Source organism: Rhizobium sp. LEGMi-198b (assembly GCF_054114205.1).
This window is the reverse complement of sequence record NZ_JBSYVH010000007.1, coordinates 333,968-350,914: the sequence shown is the minus strand read 5'-3', so window position 1 is coordinate 350,914 and position 16,947 is coordinate 333,968. Positions and strand designations below refer to the sequence as shown.

Annotated in this window: 15 protein-coding genes; 9 read left to right on the top strand and 6 right to left on the bottom strand. The window is 60.1% G+C overall.

Annotation, left to right across the window (positions count from 1 at the left end):
• Positions 1–23 precede the first annotated feature (23 nt).
• The 7 genes from ACXHXG_RS25270 to ACXHXG_RS25240 all read left to right on the top strand — a co-directional run bounded on the left by ACXHXG_RS25270 (position 24) and on the right by ACXHXG_RS25240 (position 7,760).
• Positions 24–1,940, top strand: coding sequence for a beta-N-acetylhexosaminidase (locus tag ACXHXG_RS25270; protein WP_457901111.1), 1,917 nt, complete (start codon positions 24–26; stop codon positions 1,938–1,940).
• A 128-nt stretch (positions 1,941–2,068) separates the two neighbouring features.
• Positions 2,069–2,893, top strand: a complete 825-nt coding sequence (locus ACXHXG_RS25265) for a class I fructose-bisphosphate aldolase (RefSeq protein WP_260304768.1) — start codon at positions 2,069–2,071, stop codon at positions 2,891–2,893.
• Between the two features lie 21 nt (positions 2,894–2,914).
• Positions 2,915–4,072, top strand: a complete 1,158-nt coding sequence (locus ACXHXG_RS25260; RefSeq protein ID WP_457901110.1) for a Gfo/Idh/MocA family protein — start codon at positions 2,915–2,917, stop codon at positions 4,070–4,072.
• Positions 4,069–4,740, top strand: coding sequence for a D-lyxose/D-mannose family sugar isomerase (locus ACXHXG_RS25255; RefSeq protein WP_457901109.1), 672 nt, complete (start codon positions 4,069–4,071; stop codon positions 4,738–4,740). Before ACXHXG_RS25260 ends, ACXHXG_RS25255 begins: the two co-directional genes overlap by 4 nt.
• A complete protein-coding gene (locus ACXHXG_RS25250; protein WP_457901108.1) occupies positions 4,740–5,795 on the top strand; it encodes a carbohydrate kinase family protein in 1,056 nt (351 codons plus the stop codon). The genes ACXHXG_RS25255 and ACXHXG_RS25250 overlap by 1 nt, the downstream gene beginning before the upstream one ends.
• Before the next feature lie 86 nt (positions 5,796–5,881).
• Positions 5,882–6,670 carry an L-iditol 2-dehydrogenase gene (locus tag ACXHXG_RS25245; RefSeq protein ID WP_457901107.1) on the top strand — a complete coding sequence of 263 codons (789 nt, stop codon included), beginning with the start codon at positions 5,882–5,884 and terminating at the stop codon, positions 6,668–6,670.
• A 79-nt stretch (positions 6,671–6,749) separates the two neighbouring features.
• On the top strand, positions 6,750–7,760 hold the full coding sequence (locus ACXHXG_RS25240) for a zinc-dependent alcohol dehydrogenase family protein (protein ID WP_457901106.1): 1,011 nt from the start codon (positions 6,750–6,752) through the stop codon (positions 7,758–7,760).
• A gap of 23 nt (positions 7,761–7,783) precedes the next feature.
• On the opposite strand, the gene ACXHXG_RS25235 is transcribed toward ACXHXG_RS25240, so the two are convergent.
• Both ACXHXG_RS25235 and ACXHXG_RS25230 read right to left on the bottom strand, forming a co-directional pair.
• On the bottom strand, positions 7,784–8,803 hold the full coding sequence (locus tag ACXHXG_RS25235; RefSeq protein WP_457901105.1) for a LacI family DNA-binding transcriptional regulator: 1,020 nt from the start codon (positions 8,801–8,803) through the stop codon (positions 7,784–7,786).
• 207 nt (positions 8,804–9,010) lie between these two features.
• On the bottom strand, positions 9,011–9,898 hold the full coding sequence (locus tag ACXHXG_RS25230) for an MBL fold metallo-hydrolase (protein ID WP_457901104.1): 888 nt from the start codon (positions 9,896–9,898) through the stop codon (positions 9,011–9,013).
• A gap of 265 nt (positions 9,899–10,163) precedes the next feature.
• Here ACXHXG_RS25230 and ACXHXG_RS25225 point away from each other — a divergent pair, with 265 nt between their 5' ends.
• A complete protein-coding gene (locus tag ACXHXG_RS25225) occupies positions 10,164–11,447 on the top strand; it encodes a cystathionine gamma-synthase family protein (protein ID WP_457901103.1) in 1,284 nt (427 codons plus the stop codon).
• A 148-nt stretch (positions 11,448–11,595) separates the two neighbouring features.
• Here ACXHXG_RS25225 and ACXHXG_RS25220 read toward each other — a convergent pair whose 3' ends face one another.
• The 3 genes from ACXHXG_RS25220 to ACXHXG_RS25210 form a co-directional block, all read right to left on the bottom strand.
• Entirely contained in the window at positions 11,596–11,871 is a 276-nt protein-coding gene (locus ACXHXG_RS25220) for a GCG_CRPN prefix-to-repeats domain-containing protein (protein WP_457901102.1), read from the bottom strand.
• Between the two features lie 176 nt (positions 11,872–12,047).
• Positions 12,048–12,527, bottom strand: a complete 480-nt coding sequence (locus tag ACXHXG_RS25215; protein WP_457901101.1) for a VOC family protein — start codon at positions 12,525–12,527, stop codon at positions 12,048–12,050.
• 161 nt (positions 12,528–12,688) lie between these two features.
• Entirely contained in the window at positions 12,689–14,542 is a 1,854-nt protein-coding gene (locus ACXHXG_RS25210) for an ABC transporter ATP-binding protein (protein WP_457901100.1), read from the bottom strand.
• A 218-nt stretch (positions 14,543–14,760) separates the two neighbouring features.
• Here ACXHXG_RS25210 and ACXHXG_RS25205 point away from each other — a divergent pair, with 218 nt between their 5' ends.
• On the top strand, positions 14,761–15,738 hold the full coding sequence (locus ACXHXG_RS25205) for a L,D-transpeptidase family protein (protein ID WP_283053383.1): 978 nt from the start codon (positions 14,761–14,763) through the stop codon (positions 15,736–15,738).
• A gap of 46 nt (positions 15,739–15,784) precedes the next feature.
• Here the strand turns inward: ACXHXG_RS25205 and ACXHXG_RS25200 are convergent, their stop codons facing one another.
• Positions 15,785–16,912, bottom strand: coding sequence for an adenylate/guanylate cyclase domain-containing protein (locus tag ACXHXG_RS25200; protein ID WP_457901099.1), 1,128 nt, complete (start codon positions 16,910–16,912; stop codon positions 15,785–15,787).
• Between the last annotated feature and the right edge of the window lie 35 nt (positions 16,913–16,947).

Sequence of the window (16,947 nt, the reverse complement as noted above, 5' to 3'; positions counted from 1 at the left end):
CACCGAAATCTGAAAGCACCACCATGACGTCAGCACCATGTCATCTCGAAGCCTGCTGGGAACCTATCGAAGGCACGACCGGCCGTTTCGAATTCACGCTCTTCAATTTTACCGATGAGACCCTCACCGGTTTCCGCCTTGCCTATACGTCGCTCACCCGCACGGCCGACACTCATGTGTGTCAGGGCGCGACGCTGCTGCGCCGCAATGCCAATTTTCACGAATATGCGGCGCCGGTCGAGCTTGCGCTCGCACCGGGCGAGCAATGGACCTTTCGTGTGTCCGGCCTGACCCGTCCGGCGAAACATTGCACCGACGGTGTGAAATCCGCCTATATGACCTTGAGCGATGGACGCGCCCTGCCGGTCACATTCGGCGATCTGATGCTCAAAGGCCGAAAGAGCACGGCCGCACCGGCGCTTCTTCCGGAAGGACGGCTCGACCAACCTTTCTCGCTCTTGCCCTGGCCAGCCGAATGCCGTCTGACGGCAGGCGGTGAGGTGCCGGTGGCGCTCTATCCCGCACCGGGGAGCGGACCTGTGCATCGCAAGACGATGGTGGCCGTGCTCCGGCTTTTCCAGCGGCTCTTTTCCGCCGCGAACGTGCCCTTCAGCCTCACCGCCGTCGAAGGCGGCGTGCCGGTGATATTCGCGTCGTCATCGCTTTCCAAGGAAGGCTACGCGCTTGATTTCTCGCCGGGCGGCATCCGCCTGACAAGCGGGGATGCAGCCGGCCTGCAATATGGGCTGACCACGCTTGCGCAGATGCTGCATGGCGCCCGGACCGAGCCTGCAAGATTCAAATTTCCGGTCGCCGGGCGAATTTCCGACCAGCCGCGCTATGCCTGGCGCGGCTGCCATCTCGATGTCTCCAGGCAATTCTATCCCGCGGCCGATATCTCCCGCCTTCTCGATATCCTGGCCTGGAACAAGCTCAATATCTTCCATTGGCACCTGACCGACGACGAGGCCTGGCGCATCGAGATCAAGGCCTATCCGGCGCTTACCACGATCGGCGCGCGGCGCGGCCCGAATGAAGTCCTGGTGCCGCAACTCGGCGACGGTGCCGAGGTTCGCGAGGGGCATTATTCGCAGGAGATCGTTCGGGCGATCGTTGCGCATGCCGCCGCGCTCCATATTGAGATCATCCCGGAAATCGATATTCCGGGCCATTGCACGGCAGCCCTCACGTCCATTCCCGAACTGGCCGATGGCCAGGAGGCGCCCGACAGCTATCGCTCAGTTCAGGGCTATCCCAACAACGCGCTTAACCCGGCAATTCCCGCCACATATGAGTTTCTCGGCAAAGTCTTCGACGAACTGATCGAGCTTTTTCCCTCCGACTACGTCCATGTTGGCGGCGACGAGGTCGCTAATGGCTCATGGCTCGCTTCGCCGCTCTGCCGCAAATTGATGGATCAGGAAGGCGTAGAAGGAACGTTCGGCCTCCAGTCCTATTTTCTGGGCAAGGTCAAGGCGATGCTCGATACGCGCGGCCGAAAGCTCGCCGGCTGGAACGAGGTCGCCCATGGCGGCGGCGTCAACGCGGAAAACACGTTGCTCATGGCGTGGGAGAACCAGAAGGTCGGCATCGAACTTGCCCATGAAGGCTACGATGTCGTGATCACGCCCGGCCAGGCTTATTATTTGGACATGGTCCAGGCAGAGGATTGGCAGGAGCCCGGCGCGAGCTGGGCGGGCACCGTGCCTCCTCACTATACCTACACCTATGAGGCGGAAGGCGATTTCCCGCATGAGCTTAAACATAAGCTCAAAGGCATTCAGGCCTGTATCTGGAGTGAGAACTTCATCTCCAAGGCCTATTTCAACCATCTCGTCTTCCCTCGTCTGAATGCGATTGCGGAAGCGGCCTGGACTCCCAAGGCCCAGAAAGACTGGGAGCGCTTTGCCGCGATCACGCGGCTCAGTCCCTTGCTTTGATTGGATTAGTAGGGATGGCCGGCCGTTCAATGTACCGCGATATATGGAAACGATACCACATTTATTGACTCGCAGTCCTGACCCGCATATCCTCCCGTATGGAAACGTTACCATATGGGAGGAAGCGAATGAAATCCGCGCGGCTCAACCGCCTTTTTGGCGTGTCTGGAAATTGCTTCGACGTCGCCATCGATCACGGCATGTTCAACGAGCGGACTTTTCTCGCCGGGATCGAGGACATGAAGACGGCCATCAAGGTGATCGCCGATGCCGCGCCCGATGCCATTCAGCTTCCGCCCGGCACGGCGCCTCTGCTGCAGGCAATCCCCGGCAAGCAGCGTCCCGCATTGGTCCTGCGCACTGATATTGCCAATATCTACGGCAATCCGCTGCCTTCGGCGCTGTTTTCCGAAATGATCGACCGGGGCGTCGAACAGGCCGTGGCGCTGGATGCCGCCTGCGTCGTCGTCAATCTTCTGATGCTGCCGGACCAGCCCGAAGTCTATCGTGCCTGCGTGCGCAACGTGAATAGTCTGAAGCGTGAATGCGAGATCTACGGCATGCCGCTGATGGTCGAACCGCTGGTCATGCAGGACAATTCAAAGGGTGCCTACATGGTCGACGGCGCGATCGACAAGATCCTGCCGCTGGTGCGTCAGGCAGCCGAACTCGGCGCTGACATCATCAAGGCCGACCCATGCGACAATGTCGCGGAATATCATCGCGTCGTCGAAATCGCTCAGGGTCTTCCGGTGCTGGTGCGCGGCGGCGGCCGCGTTTCGGATCAGGAAATCCTGACCCGGACAAAGCAGTTGATGGAACAGGGCGCCCGGGGCATCGTCTATGGCCGCAACGTCATTCAGCACAACAACCCCGCAGGCATGACACGGGCGCTGATGGCGATCGTCCATGACGGGGCTTCGGTCGAAGATGCCTCCCGGCATCTCGCCTGACGCATCTTGGGAGGAGGAGGCATGACAAAAATATTCCGCTTCGGCGTCATCGGCTGTGGTCTGATGGGGCGCGAGTTCGCGAGCGCTGCGGCGCGCTGGCTGCATTTGGCCGATATGAAGGCGCGGCCAGAAATCATCGCCGTCTGCGACACCAATACGACGCTGCTCGACTGGTTCAGGGACAATGTGCCGACGGTTCGGCAATTCACCGCCGACTATAAGGAGCTTCTGGCCAATCCCGAAGTCGATGCGGTCTATTGCGCCGTCCCGCATGTGCTGCACCAGGACTTCTATATCGATGTCCTGAAGGCCGGAAAGCATCTTCTCGGCGAAAAGCCGTTCGGCATGGATGCCGCCCAGAACCGAGCGATCATGGCGGTTCTCGCCGAGCATCCCGAACTCCTGGTCCGCTGCTCGTCGGAAATGCCTTTCTTCCCCGGCGCACAGAAGGTCATCGCGCTCGCTAAAAGCGGTGAGATGGGGGATATCCTCGAAGTCGAGGCGGGCTTCCTGCATTCCTCGGATATCGACCGGCAGAAGCCGATCAACTGGAAGCGCATGGCGGATATCAACGGTGAATACGGCTGCATGGGCGATCTCGGCATGCATGTGCTGCATGTGCCGCTGCGCCTTGGCTGGCACCCGCAAACGCTGCATGCGCGATTGGTCAAGAAGGTCACCGAACGTCCCGACGGCAAGGGCGGCATGCTGCCCTGCACCACCTGGGACAATGCCACGATTAGCTCCCGCGTGCGCAGCGGGGATCAGGATTTCCCCATGGTGCTGAAAACCTGGCGCATTGCGCCGGGTGAATCCAACACCTGGTACATTCGCATTCTCGGCATGAAGAAGAGCGCATTCTTCAGCACAAAGTCGCCGCGCCAGTGGCAGTGGATGGACTATAATGGCGGCGCGCAGGCCTGGAGCACCGAGGATCTCGGATATGGTTCGCTGTTTCCGGCGATCACCGGCAAAATCTTCGAATTCGGCTTTGCCGATGCCATACAGCAGATGTGGGCGGCCTTCGTCGATGAGCTTGCCGGAGGAAATGCCAACGGTTTTGGCTGCGCCACGCCGGCGGAGGCGCAGGCACATCATGCGGTGCTGACGGCCGCTCTCAAATCCGGCCGCGAGGATGCCGTCGTTTCGGTCAACTATGACGGAGCGGCAGTCAGATGAAGCGCTCCGAAATCAACGCCGCGCTGCGGCGCGCAAGCGAGACCCTTGAACGCTGGCATTGGTCTCTGCCGGAGTGGGGCTTTTGGTCGGCGTCGGAATTTGCCTCCCATCCGGAGGCATCGGCCTATCTGCGCGCCCATCAGCTTGGTTGGGATGTCACCGATTTCGGCTCCAACCGCTTCGCCGAATGCGGTCTCGTGTTGTTCTGCCTGCGCAACGGCATTGTTGGTGCCGAGGGCGAGCGCACCTATGCCGAAAAGCTACTCTTCGTCGAGGAGGGTCAGGTTACGCCAACGCATCGGCACGCGGCGAAGATGGAAGACATCATCAATCGCGCCGGCGGTGATCTCGTCATCGAATTCGCCGCTGCCGACGCTGATGGCAATGCGCTGCAGGATGATGTGACGGTTCCGGTGGATGGGCTGCCGCGCCGACTCGCCGCATGGGAACCGTTGGTTCTTGCGTCTGGCCAGAGCGTGACGATCCGCACCGGGCTTTATCATCGCTTTTACGGCAGGAAAGGGGGCGGGCCTGTGCTTGTCGGCGAGGTCAGCCAAGTCAACGACGACCACAGCGATAACTTCTTTCTGGAACCGATCGGGCGCTTTGCAGCGATCGAAGAAGATGAGCCGCCGCTCAGGCCCCTGTGGAATGAGGGAGGAGGCTGATGCGATTGGGGGAGGAGGCTCACGGTGGCGACGGTCAGCAGGGCGGCATCGTCTGCGCGGGAAACTTCATTGTCGATCGCGTTCACACCCTGTCCTATTGGCCTGAACAGGGTAATCTTGCCTACATCGTGCATCAGGATTTGGGTGTCGGCGGCGGCGCGGCCAATGTCGTCACCGACCTCGCCTCTCTCGGGTTTCCCGGAAGGCTGGCGGCGGCGGGATGCATCGGCGCTGATCCGGACGGAGAGATCGTCAAGGCCCGCCTTGCGAATGCCGGCATCAATGTCGAGGGCCTTCTGGCGCTCGCCGATCGGGTGACGGCTCACACGCATGTCATGAACGTGCCGGGTCAGAACCGCACCTTCTTCTATCATGGCGGCGCCAACGATGCGCTCACGGATGCGCTCATCTCGCCTGCGACCTTTGCTGACGCCGGCTATCGGCTCTTCTATCTCGGCTATCTGATGCTGTTGCCCGGGCTCGACCAGATCGGCCCAGACGGCCGTTCGGGGGCATCCCGCCTGCTGGAAGCCGCTCGCCGGGCGGGGCTCACGACCTGTGTGGATTTCGTGTCGAGCGAAGATCCGGAATTTGCCGCCAAGGTGGGCGTCGCTCTGCCTTTCTGCGATTTCCTGATCATCAACGAGATGGAGGCGGGCCGGGCAACTGGCGTTACCGTTCGCGATGCGAAAGGAGATCTGATTGAGGCTGGGCTGCTAGAGGCGGGCGAGCGCCTGCTGGCGGCGGGCGTCACCCAAGGTGTCATCATCCATGCGCCGGAAATCTGTTTCTGGTTTGCGCCGGACACTTTACCGGTCGTAACGCGCTCGCGGCCCGTCGATCCACACGATATCGTCAGCACCGTCGGCGCGGGAGACGCTTTCTGCGCTGCCGTGCTCTACGGCCTTCATGAAAACTGGCCTGTCGAGCATATCTGCGCCGTCGCCCACGCTGCGGCTGCGCGTTGCCTTGCGGGCGCAACGGCCACCGATGGCATCCCCAGCATGAGGGTTCTTCTGGAGGATATGGAGGAGATGAATCCGGTATCCGATTAACCTGTTGAACTCGCATCGGGACCAAGCAAGGAGGAAGCAGGCATGAAGCCAAGCGCAACAGCAGCGGCGAACGAGGAGTTGACACGATGACCTTGGTGCAGACATCTCGACTGTCCGGAAAGGTGGCATTGGTCACGGGAGGCGCGAGCGGTATCGGCAAGGCCGTTTGCGAACGCTTTGTAGCGGAAGGCGCGAAGGTCGTCGTGGCCGATCTGGACGGTGAGCGATGCGCAGACGTCGCGAAGGCGATCGGTCCTAATAGCTGGGGCGTGGCGCTCGACGTGACCAGCCAGGAGAGCATCGACGCCGCGGTGGACTTTTCGATAAAGACTGCCGGCAAGATAGACATACTGGTGAACGCCGCAGGCATCTACGATGTCCAATCCATTCTGGAGATATCGCGCGAGCGCACCGCCAGGGTTTTCCAGGTCAATATCGACGGTGTGATTTTCATGACGCAGGCGGTTGCCCGGCATATGGTGGAGAGAGGCGAAGGCGGGCGCATCATCAATTTCTCGTCTCAGGCCGGCCGCCGCGGTGAGGGACCGGCCGTCGCTTACTGCGCCTCCAAAGCGGCTGTCATCAGCATCACCCAAAGCTGCGCTCTGGAACTGATCCGATACGGGATCAATGTGAACGCCATCGCCCCCGGCGTGGTCGATACGCCGATGTGGGACGTCGTCGATGCAAAACTTGGGAGCCGCGAAGGTTTGCAGCCCGGCGAGGTGAAGCGCCGCGTGGCCGCCGCCGTTCCAGCCGGACGATTTGGTGCGGCGGAAGAACAGGCGGCCATGGCTGCCTTTCTGGCCGGGCCGGATGCGGCATACATCGTCGCGCAGTGTTACAATGTCGATGGCGGCAACGTCATGAGCTGATCGGGCAAAGCCCTTTCCAGGCCGGTGCCGGATAGGGTCGCCGTTCTGAAATGTGAGATCATCAGTGAGGAGGAGAGGAATGAAGGCTGTCCGCTTGGAGTCGATCGCGTCCATGACGATGCGCAGCGTGGAGAAACCGTCTGCCCGGCCGGATGAATTGCTCGTTCGTGTCCTTGCCGCCGGCATCTGTGGCTCTGATCGCCACATGTACAAGGGCGAGTATCCGACAGCGATTCCGGTCACGATGGGCCATGAATTCTGCGGCATCGTCGAAGTGGTCGGCGAGGAGGTCATCGGTTTTACCGGCGGTGAGCTGGTGACCGCAGACCCGAATATCGCCTGCGGCCGTTGTCATGCCTGCGCGCGCGGGCGGGTGAACCTGTGCGAGGGTTTGACCGCGATCGGCGTGACGCGAGATGGTGGTTTTGCCGAATATGTGGCGGTGCCGTGCCGTCAGGCATTCACGCTGCCTGCCGATCTCAATCCCGTGCATGGTGCTTTCTGCGAGCCGCTTGCCTGCTGCCTTCATGCTATCGACAAGGCCGAGATCCGTGCGGGCGAGAGCGTCGCTATCTTGGGCGGAGGCGTCATCGGCCTGCTCATGGTGCAATTGGCCCGCTTGGCTGGAGCAAGCCAGGTGATTTTGATCACGCGGCAGCTCTCGAGACGGCAGACTGCGCTGCAATTGGGCGCGACGCATGCGTTCGACCCGACGGCTTCGGACGCGGTCGCCGCTGTTCGAGAGGTCACCCATGGTGGCGCGGATGTCGTCATCGAGTGCGCAGGCGTTCCCGAGACCTTGCAGACAGGCCTGCAAATGACACGGCGCGGCGGTAACTTCGTGCTTTTCGGAGTAACGCCTAGAGGGGTCGAGGTGCCCGTCCTGCCGTTCGATCTGCTCGTCAATGAAGTCGATATAAGGCCGGCCTATCTCAATCCGTTCACCCATTCGCGGGCGGCCGCATTGGTAGCGAGCGGGGCGTTGGAGCTGGATATACTGGTGACCAAGACCATAGATCTCGAAGAGGTCGCGGAGGTGGTGGGCAGCGCGCCATTGCCGGGCGAGATCAAGGTTATCGTCCGACCCTAGCTTCGGGTCCTGCTCATACCGCCTTAGCCGCGGGCGGGACCGGTGGAGTCCCTATGGATCAGGGTGACCGGCACTTTCACGACATCACCCGCGCGCGGTTCGTGCCCCGCGTGGTGTTCCGCGATCAGCGTTTCCAGGCGCTGTGCCGCCCGCTGCCCGACATCGCGGATCGGCTGTGCGACCGTCGTCAGGCGGGGAAAGATGTAGGCTGCCTCAGGCAGGTCGTCGAAACCGATTACCGAATAATCGCCTGGCACGGAACAACCACGATCCAGAACGGCGTGGATTGCCGCAATCGCCGAAATATCGGTCGTGCCGATGATCGCCGTGATCTCCGGGTGCGCCGTCAGCAGATCCCGCGCCAGTGGGTAGGTTGCCGCGAAACTGTGCTCCTCGGCCATCGTCACGGCGGCGGGTGCGATCCCGTGTTTCGCCATTTCCCCCGAAATACCCCGGAGGCGAAGCTGAACTGGCTGGCTATGAGCCGGCGCGCCGACGATGCCGATCGCCCGGTGGCCGAGGTCGATCAGGTGACGCGCCATCAGGCGGCCGCCTTCCTCATGATCGGCCATGATCGCGTCTTCGGCGATGCCGCTCAGCTCGCGATCGATCGCGACGATCGGAATTTGGGCATCCCGCAGGATCTCGAAGTGCTCGATGCTGCCAAATGCACTTGCCACGATGACGCCATCGACGCGCTGGGCAAGCAGCATGGACATGTAGCGCGCCTCGTGATCCATGTTCTCCGCTGTGCTGCAGATCAGCGTCTGGTAGCCGCGTTGGAACAATTCCTGTTCGATCGTATGGGCCAGGATGCCGAAGAACGGCACGTCGATCGACGGCAGCATCAGCCCGATCATCCGGCTCGGCGCTCCCCGCAGCATGCGCGCGCCCTTGCTCGGCGTATAGTTCAGCGCGCGAATGGCCGCCTCCACACGCTCCCTGAGCTCGGGCGAGGCATAACCGCTATTGTTGAGCACGCGCGATACTGACGAGACCGATGTTCCGGCGAGTTTGGCGATATGTCTGATGCTGGTCGTCACGTGCTCGTATTCTTTCCCGGGGCTTCGGACAGTCATGAGACGAGCTGCGGAAATTCACCCCACGTCGTCATTGACTTAATCATCAGCAGGGCACGGCATCAAGCATAAGACGAGTCAATCAAGGGCTTTCTGCCGCCGATCAGCAGAGACGGTCTGGCGAACCAACAGAATCGCCAATCGATGCTTCCGCAGCCTCCGAACATAGTCCTATTCGGACTTGTCATCCGCAGTCCATTTGAAATGGTCGCCTTCCGCCGTGATATATCCCACGCCAGGGAACGGAAAGTGCGGCGCGAAAATCCTCTCATGACTCTTGGCGAGCGTATTCAGCGTTTTCACACGGTTCTGCTCCGCTTCCGGCTTGTCACCGTCGAACGATATCGCCCAAGTTGGCTTGGCGAGCGAAATGATGGAGCTGTGAACGGTGTCGCCAATATCGAACAGCCTCTCCTTTTTCGAGGTGATCTGGTAGCCGACATGGCCCGGAGTGTGACCGCTCATGGCCACGGATGCGATACCGGGGAGAACCTCACCGCCAGGTTTGAACGTCTTCACATGGTCCGCGATGACCTTAACCACGTCGGCCAGCTTTTCATTTGCCTTGGCATAGGACCACTCCGCTTCCGACATGCGGATGGTGGCCTTTGAAAAAGCAAGCTTTCCATCCTGAACCAGTCCGCCAACGTGATCCGGATGAGAATGGGTAATCAGGATTTCGTCGACTGCATCGGCGTGATAACCGGCTTTTGCCAGGCTGCCCTGAAGTGCGCCTCCAACACCGGTATCGATCAGGATAAGGTGCTTGTCCGATTTGACCAGCAGGGCGTCGACGCTAAGCGTGACCGTATCGGTCGGTGCACCCGCCGCTTTCAGCAAATCCGCGACCTCCGTTGGGTTATGGTCGAGACCAAATATCTTGCCGTCATTCGGTTGGACAAACTGGGCGTCGTGCAGGGCGACAATGTTGAGCTTGCCCAATTTGAAGGCCTTCGCATCGGGTTGTTGTTGCGGCATCTGCGCGAAGGCAAGTCCTTGGCTCGCGAACACCAGAGCAGCTACTGCCAGCAATTTTGCTGAAATTTTGCGATCCGTCATGCCAGTTCCCCCTTGAGCGAGAATGTCAGTGCATCCTACCCGACTCTTTTGGGCATGTCACAAATCGGTGTTCCACAAGATCTGAAAACGATCTGCGGGCGAGCTGAAACTTCGCCATTCGACATCCGACTGATATTCCCCGTGCCACGTCATCCTCTTGGCGTAGAGGTGCGGCTCTTTTCACTGCGCGTCGCCGCTCCAAATATCACTGGTTGTTCGCTCGGACGACGATCCGAGCCTGTGACCTTGATCAAGGAGGCACCCCATGACTGCGCCGCACCCGTCGAAAACCCGTGTTGGAAACCAGATTCTGCATCCGGAAACCCTGATGCTCAACTACGGCTATGATCCCGAACTCTCCGAGGGGGCCGTGAAGCCGCCTGTCTTCCTGACATCGACCTTCGTTTTCCAGTCCGCCGAGGACGGCCGCGACTTCTTCGACTATGTCTCAGGTCGGAAGGTGCCACCGGAAGGAAAGGGCGCGGGCCTCGTCTACTCGCGCTTCAATCATCCCAATAGCGAGATCGTCGAGGATCGTCTCGCGGTTTATGAAGGCACCGAAAGCGGCGCGGTGTTCTCTTCCGGCATGTCTGCTATCTCCACCACTCTGCTTACATTCGTCCGTCCGGGTGACGCCATTCTCCATTCGCAGCCTCTCTACGGCGGTACGGAAACCTTGCTCGCCAAGACTTTTTTCAACCTTGGCGTCTCAGCCGTCGGATTCGCTGACGGTGTCGAGGAAGCTTCCGTCAGGGCTGCGGCGGAGCAAGCGATGACCAAGGGACGCGTTTCCATCATTCTGATCGAGACGCCGGCCAATCCGACCAATAGTCTCGTCGATGTCGCAATGATCCGACGTATCGCGGACGCGATCGGTGAGAAGCAGGGGCACAAACCGATCGTCGTGTGCGACAACACGCTTCTCGGGCCGGTCTTCCAGCGTCCGATCGAACATGGTGCGGACCTCTCGCTTTACTCGCTGACGAAGTATGTCGGAGGCCATTCCGACCTTATCGCGGGCGCCGTACTCGGCAGGAAAGCGATCATCGCCCAAGTAAAGGCGCTCAGGGGTTCGATCGGCACCCAGCTCGATCCCCATTCGTGCTGGATGCTGGGGCGTTCTTTGGAGACGCTGCAGATCCGCATGGAACGTGCAAATAGCAATGCAATGGCCGTGGCGGACTTCCTGCGGAACCATGCAAAGGTCGAGCAGATTCACTACTTGGCCTATGCCGATGCGGGCTCAGCCACAGGCCGCACGTTCGCAGCCCAGTGCAGCGGCGCCGGCTCGACGTTCTCCTTCGATATCAAGGGCGGTCAGCCTGCCTCGTTCCGGTTTCTGAACGCGTTGCAGGTCTTCAAACTCGCGGTTAGCCTCGGCGGAACGGAATCGCTGGCTTCCCATCCTGCGACGATGACGCATTCGGGCGTGCCGGCCGACGTGCGCCAACGCATCGGCGTATTGGAATCGACCATCCGCCTTTCGATCGGCATCGAGCATCCCGACGATCTCATCGCCGATCTGGGCCAAGCACTCGATGAAGCCTAATGTCAAGCCCCGGTGCGGGCTCTGGCTGAACGCTATCGATTTGGCGTTTTGCTAAGACATGCGGTCGCCCGCTTCTGGGGCAATCCCGCTCAAGCCGCTCCGTGTGAGCGGCTGGGCCGGTCGATTGACCGACCCAGCAAAGTTTCGATCAATAGTAGCGCCAGCCACCGTGCCAGCGCTCACGATGCACCCAATAACGGCGGCCATCCCAGTAGCCGCGTCCATGATAATAAACACCGACCCTCGGGCCTCCGGGGGGCACGACAACAACCGTGCCGCCGGTCGCGACGTTCGGACGGCAATGGCCGTAGGGGCCTCGATGATACCCCGCGCCGCATCCTTGAGCTGCGTCGGCTGTAGAAACGAGTGCGGTTAGTGTTAACGCTGCTGTGGAAGTCAGGGCAATGACAAGTAACTTTTTCATAATGTCTTCCTCTAATCTCCTCCGAAACGCTCCTTGCGCCCGGAATGTCACCGTAACGCCGATTCCTGCATTTTTTTGTCCGAGCTGAAAATTTTTTCGGAATGCTGCCGCAGGCAGGTCCGCTGTTTGATCAGGGGTGGAAGCTCCAGCAAAATCTCGCCCGACGCGCTGGTGCGTCAGCCGCGCCGCGCCGCCTCGATCACTGCGACGTCGATCTTCTTCATGGTCATCATCGCATCGAAAGCACGCTTTGCTTCATCACCGCCCTTTACGAGCGCTTCCATCAAGACGCGGGGCGTGATCTGCCAGGACACTCCCCACTTGTCTTTGCACCAGCCACACTCACTTTCCTGGCCGCCATTGCCGACGATGGCGTTCCAATAGCGGTCGGTTTCTTCCTGATCGTCCGTTGCGATCTGAAATGAGAAGGCTTCGTTGTGTTTGAACGTGGAGCCGCCGTTCAGGCCGATGCAAGGGACACCCGCAACGGTGAATTCAACCACCAGGACGTCTCCCTGCTTACCCTCCGGATAGTTTCCAGGGGCACGAATGATGGCACCCACTGAACTGTCGGGAAAAGTCTCAGCATAGAGGCGGGCGGCAGCCTCCGCGTCTTTGTCGTACCAAAGGCAGATCGTGTTCTTTGCCGTTGCCATTGCGTAACTCCTTTCGCTGTTCGTTTTTCATTCCCGCTGAGAGTTGAAATAAGAGGCGAACAGTCTTTCTCCAGCCCACATGAGGCATTTTACGCGCCTAAGATGTCCGCTTTGGAATCCAAACGGTCCGGCGTTTCCGACGTGAGCGATCCCGACAAGGATCAATTGATGTCGTCAGGAATAAAGCCGCCGGTCTGGCGTTTCCACAAACGGGCAAACAACCCGTCCTGTGCGACCAGTTCGTCCGGCTTGCCTTCCTCTATGATGCTTCCTTGATCGAGCACGACGATGCGATCCATCCTGGCAATGGTTGAGAGGCGGTGTGCGATGGCGATCACCGTCTTTCCCTCCATCACAAGGTTGAGCTTTTCCTGGATGGCGGCTTCGGATTCGCTGTCGAGGGCGGAGGTCGCCTCGTCCAGCACCAGGATCGGCGCGTCCTTCAGCAGAACGCGCGCGATGGCGACACGTTGGCGCTGGCCGCCGGAAAGCTTGATGCCGCGGTCGCCGACGAAGGCATCGTAACCCTTGCGGCCTTCGCCGTCGGCGAGATCGGCAATGAAGGCATCGGCACTTGCCATCGTTGCGACGTGTTCAATCTCGTCCTGCGTCGCCTCCGGCCGGCCGTAACGGATATTGTCGCCGACCGAACGATGCAGCAGCGCGACGTCCTGCGCGATGACCCCGATGTTGCGGCGAAGGCTTGCCTGCGTCACCATGCGGGTGTCCTGTCCGTCGATCAGGATCGTGCCGTCCGCGATGTCGTAGAAGCGCAATAGTAGACTTACGAGCGTCGTCTTGCCGGCTCCGGAAAGGCCGACCAGGCCAACCCTCTCGCCGGCCCGGACCGTCAGCGACAGCTCATTGATCACTTGCTTGCCGGACTTATACGCGAAGCGAACGTCTTCGAAACGGATTTCCCCGCGGCGGACGTTCAGCTCGGTAGCGTCTGGTCGATCGATTATGGTCGGCGGCGTCGTCATCACCGGCATGGCGTCCTTGATGGTGCCTATCGCCTGGAAGATCTGCTGGCCCATCTGCAAAAACGTGAAGGTATGCCCGGACAGCCGTTGGAGGATGTAGACCGCCGCGACGAATTGCCCGACTGTTAGAAAGCCGTTGACGAGGCCGGAAAAACCGATCGAAATCATGGCCAACCAGAGGGCCATGTTGAGTGCCACAACGGTGAGTTCCGCTGTTCGGTAGATGCGTTGTTCCTTGTGTTGCGTCCAGACGGCCTTTTGAAGGATGCGGCGGATGGCGCCAGCCTCACTGTCTTCGGCCGCGAACTGTTTGATCATCTGCATGTTGCTGTAGAGATCGGTGATGGCGCCGGAGACGAGGCTGCGCTGCTTGGCGGAGCGACGCGAGCGTTCCACGAAGGTTGGCACCAATCTGACGGCAAGCGCAACATTAAGTACGATCCACACGAGGACAGGCAGTGCGAGCTGCCAGGACAGAGCGCTCAGCAGGATCATCGAGCCGACCATCTGAAAAAGGAAGCGCGGCACCGTTTGGAAGGCGGCAATGATCTGCTGCTGGACCGCGGACGCCACCTGCGACAGACGCGAGGCGACCTGTCCGGCAAAAAGATCATGAAAAAAGGCGAGATCCTGCTGCTCCACCGCCTTGTGACCCTGCCATTGAATGGCGGCAGGCATGGCGATGTTGAGCGTATGCGAGGTAAGTGTGTTCAAAAGGAACGAGGCGATGGGCATGCCCGGAAAGATGAGCAGGCCGAGGACCGTAAGCAGTCGCCATTCGCCGTGCAGGAACGCGACGGCACCCTGCTGTGTCACGCCATCGACGATGACTGAAAGACCCCAGACGATTGTCAGGTTGATGGCCTCGATTGCCATGGAAGACAGCGCGAGCGCGATCAGGACGCCACGGAACATCGAGATGAAGTGCAGAAGCACGGCGACAGGCCCGCGCGAAGGTAGCGGCTGGTAAGGAATGTCGAGCGGCCGGATCAGTTCTTCGAAGGGACGGTAAATCGCATCTGAAATCGACATGGGCCACTCGGGTCAAAAATCGGAAGGAGGGCGAGGGGAGTCAGCTACGCGGACCGCATAGGACCACCTTCCGGATGCAATCTCAATTAGAAATTCTGATGGGTGTAAGTAACGGGAGGTTTGCTGCCGTGACGCCGAAGATCGGCGCAACCGAAGTCTTCGGGGCACGCTGCGGCGTGCGGTTGGAACAAGATCCGCTTCTGACCATTTGATGTTCCATGAAAGTCTATGCTGTGATCGCCGTTCTCACGCTCACGCCTTCATTCGGCGGTGCAGCCGCGCAAGCGCTCGGTCCTGAGGCGATCAACACGGCGCGCCTTACTTCCGTCGCGCCTAAGCATACCGCCAAGGCGTCCAAGGAGCCGGATCCCGCGATCATCCGCCTCCAGGTGCTGCTCGACCGAGCGGGGTCGTCTCCCGGCGTGATCGACGGCTTCTACGGAGAGAATGTCAGCCACGCCATAGCGGGCTTCGAGGCGATGAACCATCTTCCCATCGACGGAAAGCTTGATCCTGACGTGATCGCACGTCTTGAGACCGACGCATCGATCACCCAGAGTTACCTCGTCACGCCAGAGGATGCCACTGGACTCGTCGACCACATTCCCGACGACTACGGTGAAAAAGCGAAGATGGAAAGCATGGCATATACCAGCGTGGCGGAGCGGCTGTCGGAACGGTTCCATATGGATGCCGACCTGCTGAGCAAGCTCAACCCCGGCTCGGACTTCGCTCCTGGCAAGACGATTCTGGTTGTGGCGCCCGGTTCGCCGAAGCAAGGCCGTGTCAAGCGCATCGAGATTAACAAAAAGACCAGCCAAGTTCTGGCCTATGATCAAAGCGGCGCGCTGCTTTCGGTCTATCCAGCAACCATCGGCAGCCAGGATAATCCTTCGCCGTCAGGGACCCACAAGGTAAAGGGCGTCGCAAGGATGCCGGTCTATCGGTACAATCCGAAACTCAACTTCAAGCAGGGCAGGAACACGAAGATTCTGACCATACCCAAGGGCCCGAATGGGCCGGTCGGCAGCGTATGGATTGATCTCGACAAGCCCACATACGGAATTCATGGAACGCCCGATCCGGAGTTCATCGACAAGGGGCAGTCGCACGGATGCGTGCGCCTTACCAACTGGGACGCCGAGGAACTGGCCGGCATGGTCAAGCCCGGCGTCGTCGTCCACTTCGCCAATTGACGTCGATTCCCATGCGCCGGTCGAGGTAGCGATGCGTGACGCTTCGTCAGGCAAGTTTGAACACGCCCGCAGGTTTTGAAACCCCGCGCAACTTGAAGTCTCCCAATCGATCGCATGCAAGGCCGCAGGCAGTTGCAAAGCTTTCGGACAGCAGGAGATGTTCCTGCAATTGGTCGCATAGTTTTTCGAGCCTGGATGTCTCATTGACCGCTGGCCCAATCACCGTGAAATCCAGCCGTCCACGCGCTCCGATATTGCCGTAAAAAACCTCGCCGAGATGCAAGACGATATCGATGTCGACAGGCGGGCCGGATCGGCGGAGATCGTCATTGTTCAGAGCGGCATTCGCCATAAGCATGTGACGGGCGGACGCGACAGCGTTCCGGCAGGCTTCCTTCGGGCAATCGATATCGGCCGGGAAGATTGCAAGGACGCTGTCTCCCATGAACTTCAGGATCTCGCCATTGTGTTCCTCAACATTCCGCCCGACCAGTTCGAAGCGTTGGTTGAGCATGGCGACGATCTCGTCGCGCGAATGCGATTCCGTCAGGGCGGTGAAGTTGCTGAGGTCAGCCAAGAGGATTGCGGCGTAAAGCGCGCCGCCAGCGCCCCTTTGCGTCTCGCCGCCCAGGATATGCACGCTCGTTTTTGCGCCGGTATAGACGGCCAGCATGTCGGTCGCCGTCTTGGTCGCGGCCATGCGGTAGCATGCCAGTCCGAGGCTTGGCAGCAGCGCCTTCAAAGTTTCAAGATGTGCATCGGAGAAGCCGGTGGGACAATCGGTGGTCACGGAGAGGGCCATGCCGCGCAGAGCAACTTCTGTCGGAAAGGACACAAGGTTGACGACATGGTCGGTCCCGCCTTTTTGCTGGAGATCGGCCAAATCAGGGTAGAAATCAACACCGTCTCCCCGCGCGATTTGCCATCTGCCGAAGAGCAGGCCGTTTTCCAGCAAATAAAAGATCGGCGTATGCGTGAAGCTCTCCTCGCTGACGCTCTCATATTCGGCATTCTCAGTGACGGCCTCCGCACCTCTGGCAAATCTTGCCGAAACTCCGCGGTAAACCGGATGGATGGAAGGCATTGCGATGCTCGCCTGCCATATCGGCAAGCCGTCTGCGATCAGCCGCCGGCATAGTCCGGCGACGAGCTGACCGATGTCGTTGCCGGCCATGCCCTGTTCGATCAGCCATTCGACGTGGTCTTGAA